The organism is Polaromonas sp., from assembly GCF_030682935.1.
GTDB lineage: Bacteria > Pseudomonadota > Gammaproteobacteria > Burkholderiales > Burkholderiaceae_C > Polaromonas.
In genome coordinates this window covers 1-6799 of the sequence record NZ_JAUXNA010000380.1, presented here as the reverse complement: position 1 = coordinate 6799, position 6799 = coordinate 1, and the positions used below count along the sequence as shown (strand labels likewise).

Annotated in this window: 7 protein-coding genes; all 7 read right to left on the bottom strand. The window is 57.4% G+C overall.

Features of this window, described 5'->3' with window-relative positions; all coding sequences use genetic code 11:
• Window positions 1-632 precede the first annotated feature (632 nt).
• Window positions 633-2096 (bottom strand): DegQ family serine endoprotease, encoded by a 1464-nt coding sequence (locus Q8K05_RS17490; protein WP_305247886.1) that lies wholly within the window; start codon window positions 2094-2096, stop codon window positions 633-635.
• 143 nt (window positions 2097-2239) lie between these two features.
• The gene (locus Q8K05_RS17485; protein ID WP_370868905.1) at window positions 2240-3238 is read right to left on the bottom strand and encodes a MucB/RseB C-terminal domain-containing protein; all 999 of its coding nucleotides are present in this window, start codon (window positions 3236-3238) and stop codon (window positions 2240-2242) included.
• A 69-nt stretch (window positions 3239-3307) separates the two neighbouring features.
• Window positions 3308-3943, bottom strand: coding sequence for a sigma-E factor negative regulatory protein (locus tag Q8K05_RS17480; RefSeq protein ID WP_305247884.1), 636 nt, complete (start codon window positions 3941-3943; stop codon window positions 3308-3310).
• Window positions 3944-4045: 102 nt separating this feature from the next.
• Complete coding sequence (gene rpoE / locus Q8K05_RS17475; protein WP_305247883.1) at window positions 4046-4681, bottom strand: RNA polymerase sigma factor RpoE; 636 nt, start codon at window positions 4679-4681, stop codon at window positions 4046-4048.
• Complete coding sequence (locus Q8K05_RS17470; RefSeq protein WP_305247882.1) at window positions 4678-5217, bottom strand: hypothetical protein; 540 nt, start codon at window positions 5215-5217, stop codon at window positions 4678-4680. The genes rpoE and Q8K05_RS17470 overlap by 4 nt, the downstream gene beginning before the upstream one ends.
• Window positions 5218-5261: 44 nt before the next feature.
• Window positions 5262-6506 (bottom strand): beta-ketoacyl-ACP synthase II, encoded by a 1245-nt coding sequence (gene fabF, locus Q8K05_RS17465; protein ID WP_305247881.1) that lies wholly within the window; start codon window positions 6504-6506, stop codon window positions 5262-5264.
• A 75-nt stretch (window positions 6507-6581) separates the two neighbouring features.
• Window positions 6582-6799, bottom strand: a 218-nt coding sequence (gene acpP, locus Q8K05_RS17460; protein ID WP_305247880.1) for an acyl carrier protein, incomplete at its 5' end; no start/stop codon positions are given.

Here is a 6799-nt window from a genome sequence, read left to right as displayed (position 1 = left end):
GATTTACCGTGATCAATGTGCGCAATGATCGAAAAATTTCGGATGTGATTCATCAACGAGAACGCCTAAGTACTTGAATGGTTTGCGAAGAGACGGGAGCTCTTTCGCGACGGGCCATAAAAAAGGGCGCGTCGACTAGTGACGCGCCCTGAACCAACAATCTATGGCAACTGCGATAGTTGGAGTTTCATTGTAGGCAAAAAGCCAGTGACAAGAAGTCCCCAAATTGCCATATTTTTGTCGTTGTGGGCTAGCAACAGGAATCTTATGCACAACTTGTTCACAATTTTAACTGATTGACTCTGGACAGCTCGTGCGTGATCTTTGGATATGCCCCGGGTCTGCCGTACTGCCCATCGATGCCGGGGGCATGGGTTGATTTGTTATAACCAAAAAGCACAAAAACCTTATAGCTTTCCAGCAAAAACCTCCCAAGAAACCCTTTGCCGTGAGCGGTCACCAACAAATCTCAAGATTAATTTCTCTCAAAATATTTTTTCAAAACCAATGCCGACCAAGAAAAACCCTCAAGCCGTAAAGGGAATGGGGGGGTCTTGTTAGCGCTTTCGAGCCGTCCTGTTGCAGCCCCGCCAAGAACCGGCACGGCCACCACGCCTGACGGCTTCAATTCATCAGCGCGCCGGCCGGATCAGCGCATACTGCGCCCACTCGCCGCGCCGGAACAACACATTGACGGCTTTGGATTTGTCGATTTTCGCCAGCGCAGCTTCGAACTCTTTGACGCTCGTGATTTCAGTATTGGCAATCGAGACAATCACATCGCCTTCACGCAGCCCGGCCCGGGCCGCCGCGCCTTCAACGGCGTCCACCTTGATGCCGCCCTTGACCTTGAATTCCTTCTTCTGCGCGTCAGTCAGGTCGCTAACCGCCAGACCCAGCGCTTTCGCCGGACCCATCACGGGCGGCTTGGGCTCTGCCCCGGAAGCCTTGCGCGCTGGTTTTTCCGGCTCCACTTCACCGATGACGATAGCCAGGTCCCTGGTCGCGCCGCGCCTGAACACCGTCACCACGGACTTGGTGCCAGGCTTGACATTGCCCACCATACGAGGCAGGTCGCTGGATTTCTCAATCGGTTGGCCATCGAACTTGATGATGATGTCGCCCGCTTCAATACCCGCCTTTTCTGCAGGTGCGCCGCTTTCCACGCCTCTGACCAGCGCGCCCCGTGCCTTGCCCAGACCGATGGACTCAGCCACTTCCTTGGTGACCTGGTCGATCTGAACACCAATGCGACCACGCGTGACCTTGCCGCTGCTGCGCAACTGGTCTGACACCCGCGTTGCTTCATCAATCGGAATGGCAAATGAAATGCCCTGAAAACCGCCTGAACGCGAATATATCTGGCTGTTGATACCCACGACCTCCCCGCGCATATTGATCAGGGGACCCCCGGAGTTGCCGGGATTGATGGCCACATCGGTCTGGATCAGAGGCAGGTAGTCGCCGGTATCGCGCTGCTTGGCGCTGACAATCCCTGCTGTCACGGTATTTTCAAGACCAAACGGCGAGCCGATGGCCATCACCCACTCCCCCACTTTCAGCCGGTTGATGTCGCCGATTTTTACAGCAGGCAGGCCCGTGGCCTCAATCTTGACTACAGCAACATCGCTGCGCTTGTCGGCGCCGATGATTTTGGCCTTGAATTCACGTTTGTCGGTCAGGGTGACGATCACTTCATCGGCGCCGTCGACCACATGGGCATTGGTCATGACCAAGCCGTCTGACGTGAGAATGAAGCCTGAACCCACACCGCGCGGCTGGTCTTCGTCCTGCGGCGGCTGGTTGCGGTCCGGGCGCGGAGCGCGGGGAAGGTTGGGCGGCACCGGAATACCAAAGCGACGGAAAAACTCAAGCATCTGCTCGTCGACGCCTGCAGCGTCTGAGGCTTTGACTTTTTCAAGCGTTCGGATGTTGACCACCGAGGGCCCCACCTGCTCCACCAGTTCCGTGAAATCAGGCAGCGTGCGAACTTGCGCCCACACGCTCTTGGCGGGCAGCAAACCGGTAACGGCAACGAGCGCCAGCAGACCTGCAGCCAGATAAGCGCGCAACGGTTTCCAGTTCAATTCAAGCATCATCAGCCTCTTCATAAATAGGGTCCTCAAGCAAGCCATGTCACTGGCAAAAAATTTCATCATGAAAAATGGGGTTGGCAGCAAAAAAACAATTCACCGTGCTGAACGACCGCTTTGCGAAATTTCCTCACAGGCATTCGCGGCTACTTCGTGCGCTTCAGCCCATCGGCAAAAAGCTGCAAGCTCGTCAGGGGAACCTCACCCATCACGGTGACCCAGTAGGCATCGAGTTGCCGGGTCGTCGCCTGGGTAGCGCCCATTGACAGACTCGATGCCTTGCCATGGCGCTGCCGGTCAAAGGGTTCCACGAAAATGGAAACCGAGGCCAGACCGTCAGAAAAAATCCATTGCAACGGTTCCTGGCCGGCCGCCGCGCCGGCCTGGGTAGCTGGCCGCTTGTAGCAACTCACGGGCTTGAAGCCGGGCACAGGCGCTTTCAATACCCAGCCTTCGGCGCTGGCCGTGGTCTTCACCAGCACGGGCTTTTCAACACGGTAGCCGTCCACTTTGCCCATCATCTGCAGAAGCTTGTCCATTTTGACGGGTGCATCGAGTTGCAACTCTGAAAATGCGGCCTGTTCAAGTACCTGCCCATCGGTGTCCAGCGTCTGCAACTTCACCGCCAAGCCATTCTTCTGCTCGCTCCAGACACGGTAACCAAACCTCAGCTTGTCCTTGGGGATGAGCATGATGATGTCGGCGTCAACGCCGGCCACCCGCTCAACGCCATCCTGGCGGACCTTGTAAAAGTCGGCAATCCGGCTGTCGGTAGACTGCAACACCCCGGGAAACATGCCTAACGATTCCCGTTTCTCTCTTCGTACCACCTTCTGGTCTGGCATGAAGGTAACGACCTGATCGTTGTGCCGAAAAATGGAACGCGGCGCGCCTGTGAGCGTTTCAACCCGCTCCATCTGCTGGTTGCCTTCGCACACATGCCAGATCTTGGCACTCGACATGGCCCCGCCGGACGACACGACAAAGGTCCCGACATAGGCCTGGTTTTTCGAGGCCTCGTGCATGCGCATCAACCAGTCATCGATGCTCCTGGACTCTGCGGCTGTAGCGGAGGGCACGGGCAAAACCGCAGGTGGATCGCTCTGGGCCGCTACATAATTCATAGCTAACAGCGCCCATGTCATATGGGCTGCAAGCCTAAATAACTTAAATTTCATGACCCTGTAAAACCTATGGAGCAACTGACAGCGCACTCAGCGCCCTGCATTCTGTGGCGTTTCAAAAGTGGCATTTCGCAAAAATCCTGAAGGCACCTGCAAAGCGGAAGTACCGCTCAACTGCGCGTGTGCAGCCAGCAACTCCTCTAGCCGGGCGTCACGCACCATCAGGCCTTGCGGTGAAGCCACCATGACCTGCTGGGCGCCGCCAGCTTGGGCCAGCTGCGGTGCGGCGGCCGGCGGCGCCAGCAAGCCGGATGCATTCCACGCGATGGCGGAAACGGCCGCCAGCGAAGCGAAACCCGCCACCAGTTTCCAGCGAAAATTTCCGTCATTGGAGGCTGGGCCGCGGTGGTGCGCCAACTCACCGGTCACGGCGCCTTGGGTGGATACCGCAGAGTCAGAATCAGGCAACGCCACCCCGGCCAGCGATTCAAGCACCAGGCGCTGGTTGAGCCGGTCAACAAAAGCCAGATCCATGCCATGCAGCAGGGGCGCGGGCACATGCGCCGGAAGGCGCAGGACATCACCAATCAGGTGGTAGCTACCCCAACGGGCCAATGCAGACTCGTCCTGCTGACAGGCTTGAAGTGCGGCTGCAAAATCCTCACCGACCAACTGGCCATCGGCCAGGGCGGACAGGAGTTCGCTGGTTTGCATAGACGGTTTCATGGTGTTCATGGGCAGGCGACCTGCCGCTTTTTTTAAATAACTGAAAAACTTGCGTTTACTTCTTGTGCGGGGTTCCTGGATACCGATTTCCTGGCGGGCATTTCACCAGCGCTTGCCCGCCTGGTTTTCCAGCAAGGGCTTGACCTTTTCCGATATCGCTTCGCGGGCCCTGAAAATGCGGGACCGCACCGTGCCAATGGGGCAACTCATGGCTTCCGAGATCTCTTCATAACTTAGCCCTTCAATTTCCCGCAAGGTGATCGCTTGCCTGAGCTCTTCCGGTAGCGCATCCATGGCCGCATTGATAATTTCCGCTATTTCCTTGCTGGCCAGCACCGCATCGGGTGTTTCTGAACTGGTTAGTTCGTTTTCCAGCGGGGAAGTTTCATCGTCATCCCCGGATTTGAAGGAATTTTCCGAAACGGTCGGGTTCCGCTTGAGGTCCATCAGGGCTTTTTTGGCGGTGTTGACCGCAATCCGGTACAACCAGGTGTAGAACTGGGCTTCACCCCTGAACTGTGCCAGCGCCCGGTAGGCCCGAATGAACGTCTCCTGGGCAATGTCTTCCACCAAGTCCACATCGCGGACCATGCGTCCTATCAGCCGCTGGATGCGCCGCTGGTACTTGATAACCAGCAGCTCAAACGCTTTCTGATCGCCCGCAACCGTGCGCTCGACCAGCATGGCATCACTGTCTACGGCCTTCTCGGCTTGCGAAGGTGGCACGTCGGTACTCATGGCTTTAGGGGCGTGACATCAGCAGGGTGCATAGGACCCGATACTGCCACAGCCTGCAAGGGCTCCGCGTGCAGCGCATCGTGCTGCCCCGATGGGGTCGATGACTTGCGTGGCGAATACACCGCCCGACGCAGATCCAGCCATCGCTCGGGCATGGCACTTCGCGCCATCCAGAGCCACAACCTCGCGTGAGCCTGGTTTTCGAGTCGGAGCAGCAGCAAGCGCTGAAAATCAGCGATCACCGAGAGCTCGTACCCGGCGATGCCCGTCTGATAACTTGCGCTCTCCCAGCGCCAGACTTCACCATCCCATGCCAGTTGACCGACCGGGGCATTAGCCCAGTTGGCGCGGGCAGCCCCACCGGCCCCCAGAATAGCGGCAAAGGCCAGAGCCATCCGCCAATCCAGCTGCCGGGTGAGGTAAAACCAAAGCAGCACCAACAGCAGGCCGGCAAGCCACAGCCCCAACAAAAGCCAAGCCAGAAAATGCGAACGCCCCAGCGGATAAACAACCGACGGGGCGCTGTGCGTACTCAAGACAGTCAGTGCTTTGCCACGCGCGCAGGAACCATCAAGCCGCGTCAGACGCGCTTGAACACCAGCGACCCGTTGGTGCCGCCAAATCCGAAATTGTTTTTGACAGCAACCTCGATTTTCGCGTCACGCGCGGTGTTGGCGCAAAAATCCAGATCGCACGCGGGATCCTGATTAAAGATGTTGATGGTGGGAGGAATTTTCTGGTGATGCAATGCGAGCACGGTAAACACCGACTCGATGCCACCCGCACCGCCCAGCAAGTGGCCCGTCATGGATTTGGTGGAACTGACCACCATGTTTTTTGCGTGGCTGCCGAATGCCGCCTTGATGGCATTGGTTTCATTCAGATCACCCAATGGCGTGGAGGTGCCGTGGGCATTGAGGTACTGAACCTGATCGGCATTGACGCCGGCATTTTTCAAGGCCATCGCCATGGAGCGACGGGGGCCGTCGATGTTGGGTGCGGTCATGTGATAGGCGTCAGCGCTCATGCCAAAACCAATGACTTCGGCGTAGATCTTGGCGCCACGCGCTTTTGCGTGCTCGTACTCTTCGAGCACCACAACACCACTGCCCTCGCCCAGAACAAAGCCATCACGGTCCTTGTCCCAGGGGCGCGAGGCTGTTTTGGGGTCTTCATTGCGGGTCGAGAGGGCACGGGCCGCAGCAAAGCCGCCAACACCCAAAGGAGAAACAGTCGCCTCAGCCCCGCCCGCAATCATGACGTCGCAGTCCCCGTACTCAATCATGCGCGCCGACAGGCCAATCGCATGAAGACCGGTGGTGCAGGCCGTTACGACGGCAATGTTGGGCCCCTTGAAGCCAAACTTGATCGACACATGCCCCGAGATCATGTTGATGATGGTCGCGGGCACAAAAAACGGGGAAATCCGGCGTGGGCCGCGATTCACCAACTCGGCATGCATCTGTTCGATCATGGGCAGACCGCCAATGCCTGAACCGATATTGCAGCCGATGCGCGTCGCCTGCTCGTCGCCGAGCGCATCGCCCGTCGGCAAGCCACTGTCGGCAACCGCCTGGCACGCTGCAGCCAAACCCAGGTGAATAAAGCGATCCATGTGCCGGGCTTCTTTTTCGGGGATGTAATCCACGATATTGAAACCCTTGACCTCTCCCGCAAATTTGCAGGCCAGATTGCTTGCATCAAATTGCGTGATCAGGTCAATGCCAGGCACTCCGGCCAGCAGGTTGGCCCAGGAATCGGCCACGGTATTACCTACCGGGCTGACGCAACCCAGACCTGTCACGACGACACGACGACGGCTCATTCAGTAATCCTGAAAAAAGCCTGAAAAAACCGCAAAGGGTTTTTCAGGTTTGATGACAACAAAGGCGTAAAGGCCTTAAGCCTTTTGATGGGTGTTCGCGTAGTCAACCGCGTTCTGGACGGTGGTGATTTTCTCGGCGTCTTCGTCGGGAATTTCGATACCAAACTCGTCTTCCAGCGCCATAACCAGCTCTACAGTGTCAAGCGAGTCGGCACCCAGATCAGCCACAAAGGCTTTTTCACTGGTGACCTGACCTTCTTCCACGCCAAGTTGTTCGGCAATGATTTTCTTAA